This window comes from Burkholderia sp. AU39826 (assembly GCF_020419965.1).
GTDB classification, from domain to species: domain Bacteria; phylum Pseudomonadota; class Gammaproteobacteria; order Burkholderiales; family Burkholderiaceae; genus Burkholderia; species Burkholderia semiarida.
Map to the genome: position 1 here is coordinate 103,975 of NZ_JAIZQG010000014.1, position 15,641 is coordinate 119,615.

Annotated in this window: 16 protein-coding genes and 2 pseudogenes; 7 read left to right on the forward strand and 11 right to left on the reverse strand. The window is 66.7% G+C overall.

Going from position 1 to position 15,641, the window contains the following annotated elements; genetic code table 11:
* The first annotated feature begins 166 nt into the window (after positions 1-166).
* Entirely contained in the window at positions 167-1,231 is a 1,065-nt protein-coding gene (locus LGM42_RS22375) for a LacI family DNA-binding transcriptional regulator (protein WP_059579374.1), read from the forward strand.
* A gap of 14 nt (positions 1,232-1,245) precedes the next feature.
* Here LGM42_RS22375 and LGM42_RS22380 read toward each other — a convergent pair whose 3' ends face one another.
* On the reverse strand, positions 1,246-2,316 hold the full coding sequence (locus LGM42_RS22380) for a lysozyme inhibitor LprI family protein (RefSeq protein WP_226233211.1): 1,071 nt from the start codon (positions 2,314-2,316) through the stop codon (positions 1,246-1,248).
* A 234-nt stretch (positions 2,317-2,550) separates the two neighbouring features.
* On the opposite strand from LGM42_RS22380, the gene LGM42_RS22385 reads away from it, so the two are divergent.
* Positions 2,551-2,712, forward strand: coding sequence for a hypothetical protein (locus LGM42_RS22385; protein ID WP_226233212.1), 162 nt, complete (start codon positions 2,551-2,553; stop codon positions 2,710-2,712).
* 5 nt (positions 2,713-2,717) lie between these two features.
* Here LGM42_RS22385 and LGM42_RS22390 read toward each other — a convergent pair.
* Positions 2,718-3,437, reverse strand: a pseudogene (locus LGM42_RS22390) (Fic family protein); the annotation flags it as partial.
* Between the two features lie 72 nt (positions 3,438-3,509).
* On the reverse strand, positions 3,510-4,427 hold the full coding sequence (locus LGM42_RS22395) for a LysR family transcriptional regulator (protein ID WP_226233213.1): 918 nt from the start codon (positions 4,425-4,427) through the stop codon (positions 3,510-3,512).
* A gap of 129 nt (positions 4,428-4,556) precedes the next feature.
* Between LGM42_RS22395 and LGM42_RS22400 the strand changes: the two genes are divergently transcribed.
* Together LGM42_RS22400 and wrbA are read left to right on the forward strand one after the other, a co-directional pair.
* Entirely contained in the window at positions 4,557-5,282 is a 726-nt protein-coding gene (locus LGM42_RS22400) for a pirin family protein (protein WP_226233214.1), read from the forward strand.
* A 62-nt stretch (positions 5,283-5,344) separates the two neighbouring features.
* The gene (gene wrbA / locus LGM42_RS22405; RefSeq protein WP_059579387.1) at positions 5,345-5,947 is read left to right on the forward strand and encodes an NAD(P)H:quinone oxidoreductase; all 603 of its coding nucleotides are present in this window, start codon (positions 5,345-5,347) and stop codon (positions 5,945-5,947) included.
* A 90-nt stretch (positions 5,948-6,037) separates the two neighbouring features.
* On the opposite strand, the gene LGM42_RS22410 is transcribed toward wrbA, so the two are convergent.
* From LGM42_RS22410 to LGM42_RS22435, 6 genes are all read right to left on the reverse strand, one after another.
* The gene (locus LGM42_RS22410) at positions 6,038-6,334 is read right to left on the reverse strand and encodes a hypothetical protein (protein WP_059579389.1); all 297 of its coding nucleotides are present in this window, start codon (positions 6,332-6,334) and stop codon (positions 6,038-6,040) included.
* A gap of 225 nt (positions 6,335-6,559) precedes the next feature.
* Complete coding sequence (locus LGM42_RS22415) at positions 6,560-7,294, reverse strand: LrgB family protein (protein WP_059638954.1); 735 nt, start codon at positions 7,292-7,294, stop codon at positions 6,560-6,562.
* Positions 7,291-7,662 carry a CidA/LrgA family protein gene (locus LGM42_RS22420; RefSeq protein WP_226233215.1) on the reverse strand — a complete coding sequence of 124 codons (372 nt, stop codon included), beginning with the start codon at positions 7,660-7,662 and terminating at the stop codon, positions 7,291-7,293. The genes LGM42_RS22415 and LGM42_RS22420 overlap by 4 nt, the downstream gene beginning before the upstream one ends.
* Before the next feature lie 241 nt (positions 7,663-7,903).
* Positions 7,904-8,938 (reverse strand): alpha/beta hydrolase, encoded by a 1,035-nt coding sequence (locus LGM42_RS22425; protein ID WP_226233216.1) that lies wholly within the window; start codon positions 8,936-8,938, stop codon positions 7,904-7,906.
* Between the two features lie 57 nt (positions 8,939-8,995).
* Positions 8,996-9,421, reverse strand: a complete 426-nt coding sequence (locus tag LGM42_RS22430) for an organic hydroperoxide resistance protein (RefSeq protein WP_059579400.1) — start codon at positions 9,419-9,421, stop codon at positions 8,996-8,998.
* Positions 9,422-9,646: 225 nt separating this feature from the next.
* Complete coding sequence (locus LGM42_RS22435) at positions 9,647-10,213, reverse strand: TetR/AcrR family transcriptional regulator (RefSeq protein WP_104013067.1); 567 nt, start codon at positions 10,211-10,213, stop codon at positions 9,647-9,649.
* Positions 10,214-10,497: 284 nt separating this feature from the next.
* On the opposite strand from LGM42_RS22435, the gene LGM42_RS22440 reads away from it, so the two are divergent.
* The 3 genes and pseudogenes from LGM42_RS22440 to LGM42_RS33375 form a co-directional block, all read left to right on the forward strand.
* Positions 10,498-12,351, forward strand: coding sequence for an ABC transporter ATP-binding protein (locus tag LGM42_RS22440; protein ID WP_226233217.1), 1,854 nt, complete (start codon positions 10,498-10,500; stop codon positions 12,349-12,351).
* 261 nt (positions 12,352-12,612) lie between these two features.
* Positions 12,613-13,785 (forward strand): porin, encoded by a 1,173-nt coding sequence (locus tag LGM42_RS22445; protein ID WP_060310010.1) that lies wholly within the window; start codon positions 12,613-12,615, stop codon positions 13,783-13,785.
* Between the two features lie 21 nt (positions 13,786-13,806).
* Positions 13,807-13,971 (forward strand): annotated as a pseudogene (locus LGM42_RS33375) (glutathione S-transferase); the annotation flags it as partial.
* A 93-nt stretch (positions 13,972-14,064) separates the two neighbouring features.
* Here LGM42_RS33375 and LGM42_RS22450 read toward each other — a convergent pair.
* Both LGM42_RS22450 and LGM42_RS22455 read right to left on the reverse strand, forming a co-directional pair.
* Positions 14,065-14,529 carry a sodium:proline symporter gene (locus LGM42_RS22450; RefSeq protein ID WP_226233218.1) on the reverse strand — a complete coding sequence of 155 codons (465 nt, stop codon included), beginning with the start codon at positions 14,527-14,529 and terminating at the stop codon, positions 14,065-14,067.
* A 61-nt stretch (positions 14,530-14,590) separates the two neighbouring features.
* Positions 14,591-15,253 carry a hypothetical protein gene (locus LGM42_RS22455; RefSeq protein ID WP_059579449.1) on the reverse strand — a complete coding sequence of 221 codons (663 nt, stop codon included), beginning with the start codon at positions 15,251-15,253 and terminating at the stop codon, positions 14,591-14,593.
* Positions 15,254-15,641 lie beyond the last annotated feature (388 nt).

Here is a 15,641-nt window from a genome sequence, read left to right on the forward strand (position 1 = left end):
GGATCGAACAAGTGTCTGACATAATAGGGAAGCAGCAGTACGATAGCGCTTACATTCTCGCAGGGTTGGTCGGGAATGCAAGCGGGAGCATCACGAATCGAGGGTAAACAATGACGCTTTTGACGGCACACGGCAGCGGCACGGCCGCCCTCCCCGGAGACAACCGATGAGCACGCCCCGCGCACGCCGCGGCAGCGGCCGCTCGGTGCTCGGCGACGTCGCGAAACTGGCCGGCGTATCGACCGCGACCGTCTCTCGCGTGTACAACGATCCCGGCAAGGTATCGGCCGACGTGCAGCAACGCGTGCGCGACGCGGCGCTCGCACTGAACTGGATCCCGAATGCGGCCGGCCGCGCACTGGCGTCCACGCGCACCCACATCACGGGCGCGATCATTCCGACCCTCGACGACCAGGTGTTCGCGTCGCAGGTCGCCGGCATGCAGACGGTCATGGCCGAGCACGGCATCACGCTGTTCCTCGGCTGCTCGAACTACGACCCGGCGCAGGCACTCGCGCAGGTGCGCGCAATGCTGTCGCGCGGCGTGGAAGCCGTGTCGCTGGTCGGCGAAGCGTATCCGCCTGAACTATTCGAACTCCTTGCGATGCATCGCGTGCCGTACGTCGTCACGTATGCGTACCGTGACGACAGCCCGCACTGCTGCATCGGCTTCGACAACCGCGCGGCATTCGCGCGGCTCACCACGCACCTGCTCGATCTCGGTCATCGCGATTTCGCGATCATCATGCAGCCGTCGACGGACAACGACCGTGTCCAGGCCCGCCTGCGCGGCATTCACGACACGCTGGCCGCGCACGGGCTCGCGGTGCGCCCCGTGCATCAGCACGAAGGCGCGGCCACGATCGCGTTCGGGCGGGCGAGCCTGCGTGCCATTGCCGGCAGCGATGCGGCGACGCGGCCGACGGCCGTGATCTGCGGCAACGACGCGCTCGCGCTCGGCGCGTTGCTCGAGGCGCAGGCGCTCGGCATCGACGTGCCCGCGCAGTTGTCGATCACCGGATTCGACGACGTCGCGCTCGCGCGCGAGATCCAGCCGCCGCTGACGACGATGTGGGTGGATACCGACGCGATCGGGCGCCAGGCGGCGCGTGCATTGCTCGACGCGCTCGAGAACGGCGCGACGGGGCCCGGCCATGCCGTCCAGCCCGAACTGCGCATACGAGAATCCGCGGCGGCGCCGGCGCGTGCCGCGCGCCGAAGCAAGAAATAGCGGGCAGCGCCGGCTTACGGCATCACGTCGATCGGCAGCGTCTTGTCGAGATTGTCGTGCCACGCGGTGATCGTCTTCGGCACGGTTTTCTTCCACGCCGGCACGTTCGAGTAGTAACGCATCCGGACGTTGTTCTTCGCATCGAACACGAGCAGCCCGATCCACAGATCGGTGCCGCGGCGCATCACGATCGCCGCGTTCGTCGTCGCGATGCCGCGCACCCAGTACGACGTCACGTGTGCGTTGAGGCCGTCGAGATCCTTCTCGTCGGTGCGGGAGTTGACCATGTCGACGAGCGTTTGATAGTCGGCGCCGAGCAGCTTGTGCGCGGTCGCGTTCTGCTGCCCGTCGGTCACGACCTTGAGGCTCAGCAGGTCGGCTTGCGGTTTCGCCTGCGCCTGCGCGGCGGGCAGGTAGTCGCCTGCGTACGAGACGCCCATACCGGCGCCGCAATCGAAATCGGCACCCTGCTGTGTGACACGGATGCGCCCGCCCTTCCGGTCGAAATCCAGCCGGCATTTGTCGTTGCGATAGGTGCCGGTATCACCGTGCAGCACGATGTTGCCGTCGAGCCCACCATCATTCGCGCCGTTGTTGGCGCCCACCTCGAAATGAAGACGCGGCGCGGTACCGGTGAAGGTCAGCACACCACCGAACGATGGGTTATCGCTGTCGAGATACCACGTCTGCTGCCAGCGATCGGTGGCCAGCGGCGTGCCGTTCAAACTCGCGAGCCGTTCGCGGTAGCGGTCGCCCAGGCACGACGCATCGCTGCCGCACTGGTCGCGCTGCTTGAGCCACTTCAATTGCGCCGCCTTCAGCGCGGCCGTATCGCCGCCCTTCGCGAGCGCCCTCTTCCACGCCGTCGACAGATCGCCGTCGAGCTTCGACAGTGCGGCGTCCGCACAGATCTTCTTCTCGGTCGGTGACGCAGCCTTCGCGCAGTCGAAGCCGGCTGCATGCGCGACGGGCGGCAGCAACGTCAGCAGCACGGCCGCCGCGACGGATGACAGGTACGTGCTGCGCTTGCCACTTGCGCAACGTGCAGCATGCCCGCGCGCATTCGATCGGTTCTGGGTTCTCATCGGCTTGATCGTCGCTGGGTCGCGCACCCGTAGAAGCTACGTGCACGCGACATTCGAGGTAAAAACGCCTGGCCCGGCATGCGACGCATGGCGCCGCCCGGCGAAGCGTAACCCGAATACGCGACGCCGATCAATCGACGTTCGATGTCGCCGCAACTATGTCGGCGGCGGTGCCGCGGTGCAATGCACGATGCCCTCGCGCAACGCGGCTTGGGTCGCGCGAGCGTGATCCCGATGAACACGATCACGCGATCGCCGTCGCGCCTGGTCGGCCCTTCGTTTTCCATCGACGTGAACCGGATGCGCCGCGACTTGCCACACGCGTGTGGCAATCGCACCTTCTGCATTGGTCACGCACACGATGCCTTTCGCGCGCAGGACGAGACGAGCCGGTAATGACGTCAGCCGTCGAACGGCACCAGTTCGTAACTCGTGCTCCGGCCGCCGGACGCCGAGCGACGCAGCATGTGCTGCCCGACGAGCTCCGTGATATCGCGCAGCGCCGTGTCTTGCGAGCATTTCGCGAGGGCGGCCCACTTGGTGGTCGTCAGCTTGCCTTCGAAGCCGTCGAGCAGGCGATTCATGACCTTGACCTGGCGTTCGTTCATCGCGACGCCCGCGCATCGCTGCCAGAAGCGCGCCTTGATCAGCACCGCATCGAGCGTCGTGTGCGCATGATCGATGGCCCAGCCCAGCGTGTTCAGAAACCACGCGAGCCACTCCGTGACGTCGAGCGAGCCGCGCTGCGTGCGCTCCAGCACGTCGTAATACGCGTTGCGCTCGCGCTGGATCTGCGCGGACAGGCTGTAGAAACGCTGCGGGCTTCGATCGGCGCGCGCCAGAACCAGATCCCCGAGCGCGCGCGCGATACGACCGTTGCCGTCGTCGAACGGGTGGAGCGTGACGAACCACAGGTGGGCCAGGCCGGCCCGGATCAGCAATGGCTCGGCCGGCGGCGCATTGAGCCACGCGAGAAAGCGCCCGGTCTCGTGCGGCAGGCGTGCGGCAGGCGGCGCCTCGAAATGCACGCGCTGCCGGCCGATCGGCCCGGAGACCACCTGCATCGGCCCGCTCGCATCCGGGCGCCAGCCGCCGACCGTGATCCGCGACAGCCCCGAATATTGGCCGCACGACTCAACAATCTCCGCAAATCATGCGGAGATTAATCGCCCTATTCACCGCAAGGCGGCCGGCTACCGTACCGGACCCGCTCCGCTCGCTCCCGTCGGCGCCGGCGTCCCAAGCCGTTCCGCGAGAAACCCGATGAACGTGCGCAGCGTGACGAACCCTTCCCGATGCTGCGGAAACACCGCATTGAGGGTGATCGGCGACGGCGCATACGCGTCGAGCACCGGCACCAGCGCACCACTGTCGAGCGCCCCGCCGACGATGAAATCCGGCAGCAGCGCGATGCCGAGCCCGGCGATCGCCGCGTCGCGCACCACTTCGCCGTTGTTCGCGACGAGCGGACCCTGCACGTCGAATGTGCGCGCCGCGCCGTCGACGCGGAATTCCCAGCCGACCCGCCGCTCGCGCCCGTACAGCACGCATGTGTGGCCCGCCAGATCGGCCGGCGTCTGCGGTGTGCCCTGCCGCTTCAGGTAGGCGGGGCTCGCGCACGCGATCATCCGCCACGCGCCGAGCGGACGCGCGATCAGCGTCGAATCCTCGAGCGAGCCGATCCGCAGCACGAGGTCGAAGCCCTCGCCGATCAGGTCGACGCGCCGGTCGGTCAGGTCGATGTTCAGCCGCACGGCCGAGTGCGCGGCCAGGAATTCGGCGATCAGCGGCGACACGTGCGTGATTCCGAACGACAGCGGCGCGCTGATCTTCAGCGAGCCGTGCAGCTCGGTGCTGCGTACCGACATCGCCTGCTCGGCGTCGGCGATCTCCGCGAGGATGCGCTGCGCGCGCGCGTAGAACTCCTGCCCCGATTCGGTCACCGCGAGATTGCGGGTATTGCGATGCAGCAGCCGCACGCCGAGCGACGCCTCCAGCGCCATCGTGCGCCGGCTGACGAACTGCTTGGACAGCATCAACTGATCGGCCGCCGCCGTGAAGCTGCCTGCGTCCACCGTCGCGACGAAGATCCTCAGATCGTTGAATTCCATATTGTCCACTCCATAGCGACAGTCATTATCTCTACAGCGATTTATTTGTCAAATCGATTGACCTAAGATTCATCTCAACGAACAGCCGAGCCCACTTCCGAGGTCCGGCGACTTCAAGGACAAAAAATCATGATCGACATCCGTGCAGCAAACCAACGTGGCCGTGCGGAGCATGGCTGGCTCAGCTCCCGTCATACGTTTTCGTTCGCGAATTACTACGATCCGAAGCAAGTCGGCTTCTCCGATCTGCTCGTGATCAACGACGACCGCGTCGCCCCGGGCCGCGGCTTCGGCACGCACCCGCACCGCGACATGGAAATCGTGTCGTACGTGCTCGACGGCGCGCTCGAACACAAGGACTCGATGGGCACCGGCTCGGTGATCGTGCCGGGCGACGTGCAGTTGATGAGCGCGGGCACCGGCGTGCGCCACAGCGAGTTCAACCACTCGCAGGACACACCGGTCCACTTCCTGCAGATCTGGGTCGGGCCGGCCGAAAAGGGCGCCGAGCCGCGCTATCAGCAGACGAATGTCGCGGCCGACGACAAGCGCGGCAAGCTCGCCCTCGTCGTGTCGCCAAACGGCGACGCCGGTTCGCTGAAGATCCGGCAGGACACGCGGATTTACGCGGGCCTGTTCGACCGCGACGAAAGCGCGACGCTGGAACTTGATCCGAACCGCTTTGCTTACGTGCACGTGGCGCGCGGCAGCGTGACGGTCAACGGCGTGACGCTCGGCGAAGGCGACGGCGCGCGCATCCGCGGCGAACACGCGCTGACGATCGCCGACGGCAAGGACGCCGAAGTGCTCGTGTTCGACCTGCGTCCGGTCGAAGTGACGGCCGAATGGGCGTGACGCCCGTTCGGGAAACCGGGCCCCGCCGAAACGCGGGGCCCTTTTAATCGGAGATTCGCAACATGGCCAAGGTTCTCGTTCTTTACTACTCGTCCTACGGGCACGTCGAAACGATGGCGCAGCACGTCGTGGAGGGCGCGAAATCGGTGCCCGGCGTCGAGGTCACGCTCAAGCGCGTGCCGGAAACGATCCCGGCCGACCAGGCCCGCGCGATCGGCGTGAAGGTCGACCAGGCCGCGCCGGTCGCCACGGTGGACGAACTCGCCGACTACGACGCGATCATCTTCGGCACGCCGACCCGCTTCGGCAATATGGCCGGGCAGATGCGCACGTTCCTCGACCAGACGGGCGGCCTGTGGATGAAAGGCGCGCTCGTCGGCAAGATCGGCAGCGTGTTCGCGTCGACCGGCACGCAGCACGGCGGCCAGGAAACGACGATCACGTCGTTCCACACGACGCTGCTGCATCACGGGATGGTGATCGTGGGCGTGCCGTATGCGTGCAGCGGGCTCGTCAACATGAACGAAATCACCGGCGGCACACCGTACGGCGCGACGACGCTCGCCGGCGCGGACGGCAGCCGCCAGCCGAGCGCGAACGAACTCGACATCGCGCGCTACCAGGGCAAGCACGTGGCGGAACTCGCGAGCAAGCTCGCGTCGTAACGCGGCGGGCTCGCGCCTACCGAGTCGCGCTCACGAACGAACGGCGCCGGTTCGACCGGCGCCGTTCGTGCTGTGCGACGCTGTCGACCGTTACTGGCCCGAAGCCGGCGCGGCCGGCGCCGCGGGCGCCTTCTGCACCGCGTTCTGCGGATAGTTGCTCTGGTCGCCGGTCAACCGGTAGCCGCTGCCGGTGCCGATCGCCTTCAGGTCCGACGCGTGCCGCGCGCGGGCCGCCTTGCGCGCCGCCTTCTTCTGCGCCTTGTCGAGCTGCTTTTGCGTCGGCGCGGGCGCAGCGTCCTGCGCGTATGCCGCCGGCGCGGCGGTCAACAACAGACCGAACGACGCCGCTGCTGCTACTGCCACCGAAACCACGCGAGACTGCTTCATGACCGATCTCCTTGTCGATTGTTGAGTGTGGGTCGGACACCGGCGCGCACGCGACGGCCTGCGACAACGGCACCGATGCAACGTTAGCCGATCGCCGCGCAAATGTCCGTGTGCGTTCCTGAATTCTCCTGATAACGTCAACGATACATGCGTACCGAATGCGCCGCGCGTTCGGCCTGTCGTGCGCGCCATCAGGGAAACCGATAGCCCGTGGCCCGCCGGCGCTCAGATCCAGCGCGACAGCACCGGCAACAGGATCGGCACGACGAATGCCGTCAGCACGCCGTTCAGCCCCATCCCGAGCCCGGCGAACGCGCCGGCTTCCTCGCTGACCTGGAACGCGCGCGCGGTGCCGATCCCGTGCGACGCGACGCCGAGCGCGAAACCGCGCACGGCCGGCTCGTCGACCCGCAGCAGATTGAGGATGCCGCGCGCGCACACCGCGCCGAAGATCCCGGTCGAGATCACGAGCACGGCGGTGAGCGACGGAATGCCGCCGATCTCGGCGGCGACGGCCATCGCGATCGGCGTCGTCGCCGATTTCGGCGCGAGCGACGCGATCGTCTGGTGCGACGCCCCGAACAGCGCGGCGATGCCGACCGCCGACACGATCGCGGTCAGCGAGCCCGCGAGCAGGCCGACGAGCAGCGGCAGCGCGGCGCGCCGCAGCTTCGACCACTGGCGGTACAGCGGCAACGCGAGCGCGACGGTCGCGGGGCCGAGCAGGAAATGGACGAACTGCGCGCCTTCGAAATACGTGGAATACGGCGTATGCGTGAGCGTCAGCAGCACGACGATCATCGCGACCGCGATCAGCACCGGATTCGCGAGCGGATTGAAACGCGCCCGCGCATAGACGGCCTGCGCGAACAGATACGCGACCAGCGTGATGGTCAGGCCGAGCAGCGGGCTCGCGGCGAGATAAACCCAGATCGCGCCGAGTTTCGGGAAGGCCGTCATTGCGCGCCCTCCGCGGTGCCGCCCGCGCGGCGCTGGCGCCGCAGCAGCGCGCGCGTGACGAGGGCCGTCACCGCGATCGCGAGCGTGGTGCTGACGGCCAGCGCGACGACGACCGCGACCGCGTCGCCGCGCACGCGCTCGGCCGACACCATGATGCCGACGCCGGCCGGCACGAACAGCAGCGACAGGTGACGCAGCAGCTCGAGCGCGGTCGGCTCGATCGCGTCGGCCGCCTGCGGGCGCAGCATCACGAAGCCGAACAGCAGCAGCATGCCGATCACGGGGCCCGGCACTGGCAGGCCGAACAGATAGGACACGCCTTCCCCGAGACACTGGAAGATCAGCAAGACCGCGAACGCCTGCAACATGAACCGCTTCTCCTGAACGTGGCCGTGCGGCCGATGAGCCGGCGGCTTGCGACGCCGGCATGAACGATACGCGCGATCGTACCAACAATGCCGGCGGCCCGGCGCGGTCGTGCGATGGCGCGCTCGCCATGCAGCCGTTTCGCACGACGCGCTGCCGGTATGGACGACACACCCCCATGCAAAAAACGGCGGGCACCTGCCCGCCGTCCTGTCGCTCAGCTTCGAACGCCTGCCGATCGCGTTACTTCAGCCGCGTCGCGATTTCGTTGGCCATCGCCTTCGTCGCGGCTTTCGTCGGCGCATCGTCGGCCAGCGCGTTCAGCAAACCGAAATCGTGAATCGTGCCGTCGTAGCGCGTGGTCGTCGCGTCCACGCCGGCCGCGTCGAGCTTGCGGCCGTACGCCTCGCCTTCGTCACGCAACACGTCGAACTGCGCGACCTGGATCAGCGCGGGCGGCAGCCCCTTCAACTGCGCGACGCTCGCGCGCAGCGGCGACGCGTAGATCTCGTTGCGTTGCGCTTCGTTCTTCGTATAGGCGTCCCAGAACCACTTCATCATCGGCCGCGTCAGGAAGTGGCCCTGCTGGTACGCGTTGTACGAGCCCGTGTTGAAGTTGTGGTCCGTGACCGGCCACATCAGCCCCTGGAAGCGGATCGCGGGGCCGCCCTTGTCCTTCGCCATCAGCGCGACGACGGCCGACATGTTCCCGCCGACGCTGTTGCCGACCACCGCGAGGCGGCTGCCGTCGACGCCGATCTCCGCGCCGTGCGCGGCCACCCATTTCGTCGCCGCATACGCCTGGTTGATCGCGACCGGGTAACGCGCTTCCGGCGACGGCGTGTAGTTCACGAACACCGCGACGGCGCCCGACTGCACGACGAGATCGCGGACGAGGCGCTCGTGCGTCGGGAAATCGCCGAGCACCCAGCCGCCGCCGTGGATGAACACGAATACCGGCGGCGTGCCCGTCACGCCTTGCGGGCGCACGATCGTGACGGGCACCGACACGCCGTCCTGTTCGATCGTGCGGTTCGACACATCGATGCCGGACAGATCGACCTTCACGCCGTTCTGCGCGTCGACCAGCACCTGGCGCGCCTTCGCGGGGCTCAGCGTTTCGAGCCCCGGGCCCTTCTGGCCGTTCAGCGCGGCGAGGAACGCGCTCGTCTTCGCATCAGGACCGACGGCATCGGCGCCCGCGGCGAACGCGGCAGGTGCGGCGGACAGTGCGGCTGCCACGGCGGCAGCGATCAACAGCGGCTTGACGATCTTCATGGTGCAACTCCTTGGTCGAATCTTCGAATGGCGATGGATGGCTGGCACTGCGATTGATCAGACGAGCGTGAGCGTGACGTCGATGTTGCCGCGCGTCGCGTTCGAGTACGGGCAGACGACGTGCGCGCGATCGATCAGCGTCTGCGCGACGTCGCGATCGAGGCCCGGCAGCGAGATCTTCAGTTCGACTTCGATGCCGAAGCCGTTCGGGATCGCGCCGATGCCGACGCTGCCTTCGATCGACGCGTCCGCAGGGATCGCGATCTTGTCGCGCGCCGCGACGAACTTCATCGCGCCGATGAAGCACGCGCTGTAGCCGGCGGCGAACAGTTGCTCCGGGTTCGCGCCCGCACCGCCCGCGCCGCCGAGCTCGCGCGGCGTGGTCAGCTTCAGGTCGAGGCCGCTTTCGGGCACCGTCGCACGGCCGTCGCGGCCGCCGGTGGCTTTTGCATGGGCGCGGTACAGCACTTTTTCGATCGACATGACAGACTCCTTTTCCATAAATGAATGAAACAGCCTTCGAACCGGGGGTCCCGCGTGCCGGCGGCTTCTCCGCCGGCATCGCGCTTATTTATCTACTCATAGATAGATAAACATCCCCAAAAAATGCAGGCGGAAGATCCACCTGCGCCAATCATCTATCTACTACATGATAGATAACGTGATCCAATAAAAGGCGGCGAACCGCCCGACTGCTTGCGCCGTCCGTCAGGACCGCGTTTTCCAGACGGCCTCGACATCCTCGAGACGCGCCCGCGTGTGAAACAGCCGGCTGGCCAGCACGCTGCCCTGGAACGCCGCGTACAGCGTGCGCGCCGCGGTTTCTGGCTCGCCGCTGAACTGCAGCGTGCCTTCCTTCGCGCCTTGGGCCAACAATGCCGTGAGCCAGCGCTCGTTGGCCGTGAAGAACGCCTGCACAGCCTGCCGCACGTTCTCCGGCAACGTTTCGATGTCGGACGCGAGCATCCCGCACAGGCAGATCAGGTTGCCGTCGCCGAGCGTGCGACCAAACATCTTCGTGTACAAGCTCAGCTTCACGTCGGCCGGCAATGCCGGATCGATCGCCCGCACGGCCGCGAGGACTTCGTCGCTGTAGGCCGCCACCGCTTCCAGCACGAGATCGTCCTTCGACGGGAAGTAGTAGTGAATGCTCGACGTCTTCACGCCCACCAGGTCGGACAGGTCTCGATAGCTGAAGCCGTTGTAACCGCGCTGCATCATCAGCGTGATCGCGTGGTCGAGAATCTGTTCGCGGACGGTCGGTTTCGTTTCCATGGGTCGAACTTTATCTACTCATAGATAGATAGTCAAGCATTTTTTTAAGGGCGTGATGGCCCCTCCTTCGAGCCCGACGCGCAAGTCCGGCGCCGTTCGCCTGGCCGGCGCGGCTTACAACCGGCCTGCAGCACGGGCGAATCGATGCGACACTTGAAACCGGGCCCCGCGATCGCAACGTCCATCCCCGGGACGGACGTGCCGGCGCACGATGACCGCATCGCATCCGGCCCCGCCATCATCGGCCCACCCGCTGCGTCGGGCCGCACAAGGAGAACAAGTCGATGTATTCGTGGTTCGAACGGCGCCTGCCGACTTTCCCGCTCGAGGATCCCGTCACGCCGCCGAAGGGATTCTTCTCGTTCGTCTGGGCGTGCACGAAAGGCGCGCGCGGCTGGATCCTGCTGATCGCGCTGACGTCGGCCGCATTGGCCGCGTACGAAGCCGCGCTGTTCGCGATGATGGGGCACGTCGTCGACTGGCTGTCGTCCTCGACACCGGCCGACTTCGGCGGCCGCCACTTCGGCACGCTCGCCGGTTTCGCGGCGATCCTCGCCGGCAGCGCGCTGCTGATCGCACTGCATACGATGGTCAAGCACCAGGTGCTCGCGATCAACTTCCCGATGCGGCTGCGCTGGCTGTTTCACCGGCTGATGCTCGACCAGAGCCTGTCGTTCTACGCGAACGAATTCGCGGGCCGCGTGACGACCAAGATCATGCAGACGGCACTCGCGGTGCGCGACGCGCTGTTCATGTCGGTCGACGTCGTGATCGGCGTCACCGCCTACCTGATCGGCATCCTCGTGCTCGCCGCGAGCTTCGACTGGCGGCTGATGATTCCGCTCGCGCTGTGGGCGCTCGGCTACGGCGCGGCGTGCGCGTATTTCGTGCCACGCCTCGGTGCGGTCGGCAGCCGGCAGGCCGACGCGCGCGCGCTGATGACGGGCCGCATCACCGACGCGTATTCGAACATCACGACCGTGAAGCTGTTCTCGCATACGCGGCGCGAAGCCGACCATGCGCGGCGCGCGATGGAAGCGTTCAAGGCGACCGGCGATGCGCAGATGCGGCTCGTCAGCGCATTCGAGATCGTCAACCACCTGCTGTCGACGCTGCTGCTGATCGGCTCGGCCGGGCTCGCGCTGTATCTGTGGCTGCACGGCGAGGCGAGCGCGGGCGTCGTCGCGGCCGTGATCGCGATGGCACTGCGCCTGTCGAGCTATTCGCACTGGATCATGTGGGAAATGACCGAACTGTTCGAGAACGTCGGCACGATCCAGGACGGCATCAACACGCTAACGAAGGTGCGCAGCGTGGTCGACGCGCCCGATGCGAAGCCGCTTACGGTACAGCGCGGCGAGATCGTGTTCGACAACGTGCAGTTCGCGCACGAGGACAACGATCGCCCGGTATTCGACGGGCTGAACCTGACGATTCGGCCGGGTGAGCGGATCGGCCTGATCGGCCGCTCGGGCGCCGGCAAGTCGACGCTCGTGAACCTGCTGCTGCGCTTCTACGACGTGAGCGGCGGCACGATCCGGATCGACGGGCAGGACATCGCGCATGTGACGCAGGACAGCCTGCGCGGCGCGATCGGGATGGTCACGCAGGATACGTCGCTGCTGCACCGGACGATGCGCGAAAACCTGCTGTACGGGCGCCCCGACGCGACCGAGCAGGAGATGCACGACGCGGCCGTGCGGGCCGAAGCGTCCGAGTTCATCGAGCGGCTGCGCGATCGGCACGGACGCAGCGGCTACGACGTCGAAGTCGGCGAGCGCGGCGTGAAGCTGTCGGGCGGCCAGCGGCAGCGCGTCGCGATCGCGCGCGTGATGCTCAAGGACGCGCCGATCCTCGTACTCGACGAAGCGACCAGCGCACTCGACTCCGAGGTCGAAGTCGCGATCCAGCGCAGCCTCGACACCCTGATGAGCGGCAAGACGGTGATCGCGATCGCGCACCGGCTGTCGACGATCGCCGCGATGGACCGGCTGATCGTGCTCGACGAAGGGCGCATCGTCGAGGAAGGCACGCACCAGCAGTTGCTGCAGGCGGGTGGCATTTATGCGGCGCTGTGGGCGCACCAGAGCGGCGGGTTCCTCGGGGAGACGGCCGAGGCGGAAAGCGTCGCGCAGTAGGTCGGCCGCCCTGGCGACATGGCGGCCGTCGATCGTCGGCGAAGGTCGCCGCGATCGCTTTTCCGCCGGCCGGGCGCCCTCGCGCGGTTTCGTACCGACCGACGCAGCCCCAGAAAGCCGCGCCGGGCGCCAACCCGTTGCGCACGCATCCATCGCCGCGCGCCTCATAACGATCCGACAATTTATTGGTTCCCTCGACGATGCGCGGTCCGTATCGTTCACCGATTCGTCAGACCAATTGACCAACGGGGGAATCCAACCATGAAACAGATCCGGTCATTCGCGCTGCTCGCACTGCCGGCCGCGCTCGCCACCGCCGGCGCCCACGCACAAAGCAGCGTCACGCTGTACGGCATCGCCGACGCGGGCATCGCGTACGTCCACAACGCGCAGAACGCGAACGGCAGCAACGCGTCAAGCCTCGTGAAGTTCAGCAGCGGCAACCTGTCGGGCAGCCGCTGGGGGCTGCGCGGCATCGAGGATCTCGGCAGCGGCCTGTCCGCGCTGTTCCAGCTCGAAAACGGCTTCAACATCGGCACCGGCGCGCTCGGCCAGGGCCAGCGCGAATTCGGCCGCAAGGCCGTCGTCGGCCTCGCGAGCAGCACGTACGGCACCGTGACGCTCGGCCGCCAGTACGATCCGGTCGTCGATCTCGTGCAGGGCCTCACGCAGGACAACTACTTCGGCGGCGTGTTCGCGACGCCGGGCGATCTCGACAACTACGACAACAGCCTGCGCGTCAGCAACTCGGTGAAATACACGAGCCCGCTGATCTCCGGCTTCCAGTTCGCGGCGCTGTACGGCTTCGGCGGCGTCGCGGGCGCGACCGGCAGCGGCCGCACGTACAGCTTCGGCGCGAGCTACGCGAACGGGCCGCTGTCGCTCGGCGCCGGCTACTTCTACGCGAACGGCGGCACGACGGTCGCGAACGGCGTCCGCACGTGGTCGAGCAGCTCGGACACGCTGTTCAACACCGTGATCAACCAGGGCTTCTCGAGCGCGAAGTCGATCCAGATCGTGCGCGTGGCCGGCCAGTACGTGGCCGGGCCGGCGACCTTCGGCCTCGCGTATTCGAACACGCAATACGGCGCGGACACGCTGTCGGCGTTCAGCCAGAACGCGAAGTTCAACAACGGCTCGGCGTTCTTCAACTGGCAGTTCTCGCCGGCGCTGCGCGCGGGCGTCGGCTACAACTACACGTCGCTGACGGGGCCGGCTTCCGCGCACTACAACCAGGTCAACCTCGGCGCGGATTACGCACTGTCGAAGCGCACCGATCTGTATGCGCTGTTCGGCTATCAGAAGGCGAGCGGCAACACGCTCAACGCGAGCGGGGCGACCGTGAAAGCGGCCGCGTCGGTCGGCTCGTACGGCGTGAACTCGGGCACCGATACGCAGGAACTCGCGATCGTCGGCATTCGCCACAAGTTCTGATCGTCCCGTCGCACGACGCTCGCCGACATCGCGGCCGGCACGCACCTGTACCGGTATTTCGAACGCGATATCGCGCGGCCCGACGTGCCGCATGTCACGGCGTGGTACGAACGATGGAAGGCGCGACCCGCATATCGCACGCGCGTGGTGATTCCGTTCGACGATCCGCGCGGCAAGCTTGCCTGAGCAGGCGACACACCGGCAGCATCGTCGCGTCACGCGCGCCCCGCTTGCCGGCTTCCCGCCGCGGCCAGGCATACCGCGGCGGGTTCGAAGCCATTACACCGGTTCGCGCCGGGCGAGGTAGTGGACAGCCGCTGCCGCGATCCCGAATACCAGATGAGCGATCAGCGTGATCGCGCCGCGAACCGGGATGAACCACGGAAAGATCGCCGTGAACCCGTACAGGTTCACGCCATACAGGAGGAACCCGAACGCGCCGCCCGCGAACAGCGCGGCCACGAGCGGCAAACTGCGGATCAGCCGTGCCAGCACGGCCGCATAGACGAGCGAAAGCGCCGCATGCACGAGCGTCGCCACGCCCATGACCAGCGGATCGAAGCCGCCGGACGCGCCGAGCACGCCTGGCCCCATCACGATCGCGGCCGTGAGCCGCGCATCGCGCAACAGGTTCCGGACGGCGTCTTCGCCGACGATGGCCCAAAGCAGCAACTCGATGACGGTCGATCCGACCGCCGCGCCGAACGCTGCCCAGAGAACCGGCACCACGCGCGCTTGTTTCAATGCTCGTCCTTATGGCGGGGAAATCGATGCATCGAGCGAAGCCGCCGTGCAAACCGGTCCGCTACGCCCCTTCGCAGTCCGACCAGTACGCAAACGGATCGCGATGTTTCGGATAGTGCTCGTCCAGCCATTTCAGCAGCGTCGCCCGCGCATTGTCCATGTCGGCCTTCAACGACGACGTCGTCAGTTCGTGCAATTCGACGGATTTTTCACGATCGATCACGAAGCAGTTCCAGTCGGGGCCGTCGAGATCCGGATCGTCGGACGCCTTCGACGACTTGCTCCAGCCGAAACGCTTGCGCGCATCGATGTAGTAGCGCGGATGCACCTTCAAATACGACATTTCGCCGCCCTGCAGGCTGCTCTCGGCGCGCAGCACGTCGCGCTCGTCGACGATCTGCGTGACTTCCGGAAGCCGGCGCGAACGCCATCCGGCAGGCAGCGTCGCCACCGCGCGGACGCTGTCGTACGTGCCCCACTCGAGGCCCCACGCTTCGGCCATGCGCTTCATGAACGCGTCGGCGCTCGGATAACCGCGCAACTGGATGCGGGTCGACAACGTGACTTCGACGCCGCGACCGCCGGATGCGCTCGACACCTCGTCGTCCGTTGCGAACGGATTGCCCGGACGCGGCGATTCGCGCTTCGCGTCCGTGGGCGCCAGGCCGGAAAAAAGTTGATCCAGCGCCGCACGCGCTTTCGACGATTTGTCTGGTCTATTCATCGGTTCCCTTTTGTGCAAATTTGAACCCGTATTGCAATAATTGGTGATTGCCCTGCCGTTGGGCAAAGGCTCGATTCCGCTTCACCGCGGCGATCTCGCCGTTTTCCGCGGCTGCATTGTAACGATTCGGCGGCTGCGGCCGCGACCGAACGAACGTACACGATCGGACATATGCGCCCCGCCGCATTCCATTCGTCGCGAAACGGTCGCCGACATAAAGCGGCATGACCACGCGAGTTTCCATGGCAAGCCAGCCGTCCGTGCCGTATACACTCGCCCCTTTCGTGGCGTCGGAAGTCCGACGGTACGCTCGACGACATCGACACCGGGCTTCATCCGAAAGCCGGCTTCCCTGCCGGCCGTGATCGCACGCGTTGGTGGCCGCGAA

Bases quoted from the DNA above. Each gene is read 5' to 3' on its own strand.
- LGM42_RS22375 (WP_059579374.1), top strand. From the start codon at position 167: ATGAGCACGCCCCGCGCACGCCGCGGCAGCGGCCGCTCGGTGCTCGGC.
- LGM42_RS22430 (WP_059579400.1), bottom strand. From the start codon at position 9,421: ATGTCGATCGAAAAAGTGCTGTACCGCGCCCATGCAAAAGCCACCGGC.
- LGM42_RS22455 (WP_059579449.1), bottom strand. From the start codon at position 15,253: ATGAATAGACCAGACAAATCGTCGAAAGCGCGTGCGGCGCTGGATCAA.
- LGM42_RS22445 (WP_060310010.1), top strand. From the start codon at position 12,613: ATGAAACAGATCCGGTCATTCGCGCTGCTCGCACTGCCGGCCGCGCTC.
- LGM42_RS22385 (WP_226233212.1), top strand. From the start codon at position 2,551: ATGAACACGATCACGCGATCGCCGTCGCGCCTGGTCGGCCCTTCGTTT.
- LGM42_RS22380 (WP_226233211.1), bottom strand. From the start codon at position 2,316: ATGAGAACCCAGAACCGATCGAATGCGCGCGGGCATGCTGCACGTTGC.
- LGM42_RS22440 (WP_226233217.1), top strand. From the start codon at position 10,498: ATGTATTCGTGGTTCGAACGGCGCCTGCCGACTTTCCCGCTCGAGGAT.
- LGM42_RS22435 (WP_104013067.1), bottom strand. From the start codon at position 10,213: ATGGAAACGAAACCGACCGTCCGCGAACAGATTCTCGACCACGCGATC.
- LGM42_RS22420 (WP_226233215.1), bottom strand. From the start codon at position 7,662: ATGTTGCAGGCGTTCGCGGTCTTGCTGATCTTCCAGTGTCTCGGGGAA.
- wrbA (WP_059579387.1), top strand. From the start codon at position 5,345: ATGGCCAAGGTTCTCGTTCTTTACTACTCGTCCTACGGGCACGTCGAA.
- LGM42_RS22415 (WP_059638954.1), bottom strand. From the start codon at position 7,294: ATGACGGCCTTCCCGAAACTCGGCGCGATCTGGGTTTATCTCGCCGCG.
- LGM42_RS22400 (WP_226233214.1), top strand. From the start codon at position 4,557: ATGATCGACATCCGTGCAGCAAACCAACGTGGCCGTGCGGAGCATGGC.
- LGM42_RS22395 (WP_226233213.1), bottom strand. From the start codon at position 4,427: ATGGAATTCAACGATCTGAGGATCTTCGTCGCGACGGTGGACGCAGGC.
- LGM42_RS22410 (WP_059579389.1), bottom strand. From the start codon at position 6,334: ATGAAGCAGTCTCGCGTGGTTTCGGTGGCAGTAGCAGCAGCGGCGTCG.
- LGM42_RS22425 (WP_226233216.1), bottom strand. From the start codon at position 8,938: ATGAAGATCGTCAAGCCGCTGTTGATCGCTGCCGCCGTGGCAGCCGCA.